The 2,714-nt window shown below is 35.1% G+C and carries 1 protein-coding gene; it reads right to left on the bottom strand.

Annotated features, from left to right (window positions below):
- The coding region (locus tag Q0L68_RS19325; protein WP_296705885.1) for a PSD1 and planctomycete cytochrome C domain-containing protein at window positions 1–2,282 on the bottom strand (2,282 nt) is incomplete at its 3' end.
- Window positions 2,283–2,714 lie beyond the last annotated feature (432 nt).

Below are 2,714 nucleotides of genomic sequence, written 5' to 3'. Positions count from 1 at the left end.
AAACTAACTATTACCTGCATTAATGCTGCAGATCTGGCGTTTTCCTGAGAAGGGTCTATTGGATATTCTCCAACTTCCAAAGTAGGCTTTATCTGATCTTTATTTTGTTCAAACCTATCTAATTGATCTTCAAAATATTCTTCAAGTAAATCCGCTTCCTCTGACTTCATTCCTCTACAAAGTATTCTCTTAAAAGCCATTTCCAATGCTTCTGAATTGTCTTGATAATTAGTGGCAAGATTCATTGCCAAAACTCTTGATGCTTCCAAAATCATTGGATCATTTAACATCACCAATGCTTGTAGGGGAGTATTGGTTCTTCCTCGACCCACTTCACATTGGTCTCTGTTACTTGAATCAAAAATGATAGCCTTTGGTGGCGGAACAGTTAATTTTATAAAGTTATAGAGACCTCTTCTATAAAGACTTTTTCCGGTATCCTGTATATAAGTTGCCAAAACTCCTCTACCTGATGTTGCAGCCTCCCAAACTCCTTCAGGTTGATATGGCTTCACACTAGGTCCTCCAAGCTCTTGCTGTAATAGTCCGCTACTAGCAAGCACTAAATCCTGAATATTCTCAGCGGATAATCTTAATCTTGGAGCTCTTGCTAAATAAATATTCTCAGGATCTTTTTTTAAATGATCTTTTGTTATTTCTGCAGATTGCTGATAGGTTGAAGAACTTAGAATTTGTTTAAGAAGTCTTTTAATATCCCATCCATTTTCCATAAAATCAACCGCAAGCCAATTAAGAAGTTCGGGATGACTTGGCAAATCACCTTGCATTCCAAAATCTCCGGCAGATTTTACAATCCCAGTCCCGAAAATTTCTTGCCAGATTAAGTTTACAAAAACTCTAGCTGTTAAAGGGTTTTCCCTGTCTGTAGCCCATTTCGCCAAACCTAGCCTATCAGCTTCCAAGTCTTTCGGGAATTCTAAAATAGAAGATGGGGTGGATGCAGAAACAGGTATAGACGGCGCATCATATACTCCTCTGTCAAGAATATAAGTAGTTCTTTTATCTTCTCCCTCAAGTTCACCCATAACTGAGACACTCAATTTGGAAGTATCTTGGTAATTTATGAAACTCATAATGCCTGAAAGATCTTGTTGATCAACCCATAATACGGGCGTTTTTGCAGGTTTGGATATTGAGACATCTCCTTCAAAACCCTTCTCGGGGGTATTGTTGAAAAAGGCAAAAAGCTCATAATACTCTTTCTGTGAAAACGGGTCGTATTTGTGATCATGACATTGGGCACATTCCATTGTTATTCCCAATAATCCCTTACTAAAGGTGTTCGTTTTATCTAAAACATACTCTATTCTATACTCTTCATCAATAACTCCACCTTCCTCAGTGTATTTATGATTTCTGTTAAATGCTGTTGCCAGGATTTGTTCTTTTGTAGCATTAGGTAATAAATCACCGGCAAGTTGCCAAGTCACAAATTGATCATAAGGCATGTTTTCATTAAAAGCATGAATCACCCAATCTCTATAGGGCCATTGGCTACGAATATTGTCATCTTGGTAACCATAACTATCTGAATATCTGGAAATATCCATCCATAGAACAGCTAATTTTTCCCCAAAAGCCTGATTGGCCAATAGACCATCTAATAAATCCTCGTATGTATTTTCTCCATTAAAATTCCCAAATCGATCTATTATTTCAGGACTTGGTGGTAGGCCAGTCAAATCAAGACTAGCTCTTTTGATTAATTCGTGAGGTTTCGCCATTGGATTGGGCTCCAATCCATTCGATTTCATTTTTTGATAAACAAAAAGATCGATTTCATTTTTTGACCAATCATTTTTTGATGGAAGATTAGGCTTTTCAGCTCTTGTAAATGCCCAATGGGGTTCATATTCTGCCCCTTGTTTAATCCATTCTTTAATCAATTCAATTTCATTCTCTGAAAGAGACAAATTTGACTCAGGGGGAGGCATAAGTTCTCCAGGGTCTTCGGATATAATTCGATGGTATACTTCAGACTCTTCTAGACTACCTGATACAAGTGCAAATTTTCCTGGACTTTCTTTTAACGCTCTGAAAGCTCCTTCTTCTGTATCCAACCTTAAATCAGCTTCCCTTTTATTGGCATCTGGTCCATGACAGGCAAAACACTTGTCAGAAAGAATGGGCCTAACATGAAAATTGTAGCTGACTTGATCAATCCCATTCAAGGAATTACCAACCTGATTTTTTTCTTGGCAAGAAAATAAAAAGGCAATAAGCGGCAGTAAAACCAGAATGTTTAACTTCTTAATGGTCATTTGAGGTAATTTAATGTTGTTAAGTTATAAAAAATTTTTATTAAAGTATTTTATAATTATGAAAAAAAATAACTATGTAGCAACACTTAATTTACAAATAATCGTCATCAAATTTAAATTTTTTGGATTAGTATTTTCTAATAAGAATTTTAATCGTTTAATGAGAAAATAAGAAACTATTATATTGTATATGGAGGATAATGCAAATTAAGTTTGTTGCTTTGGAAAGGTAAAACATTGGTTTTGAGAAGCATAGTTAAAAAAGGTTTTGAAACTATTAATTTAACAATAATGAAGAATTTAATAACCTTATGAATTTTATTCTCTTGTTTTTCCTGTAAAGTATATAAAAAAGTAGATTGGATTAATCCTCAGCTGCCGAAGGAGGAAAGAAATAAATATTTCGAACCTAGACAACTTTCAAGAATCAGT

The sequence above is a fragment of the Algoriphagus sp. genome (genome assembly GCF_024642405.1).
GTDB lineage: Bacteria > Bacteroidota > Bacteroidia > Cytophagales > Cyclobacteriaceae > Algoriphagus.
This window is presented reverse-complemented; position numbering and strand designations above follow the sequence as displayed.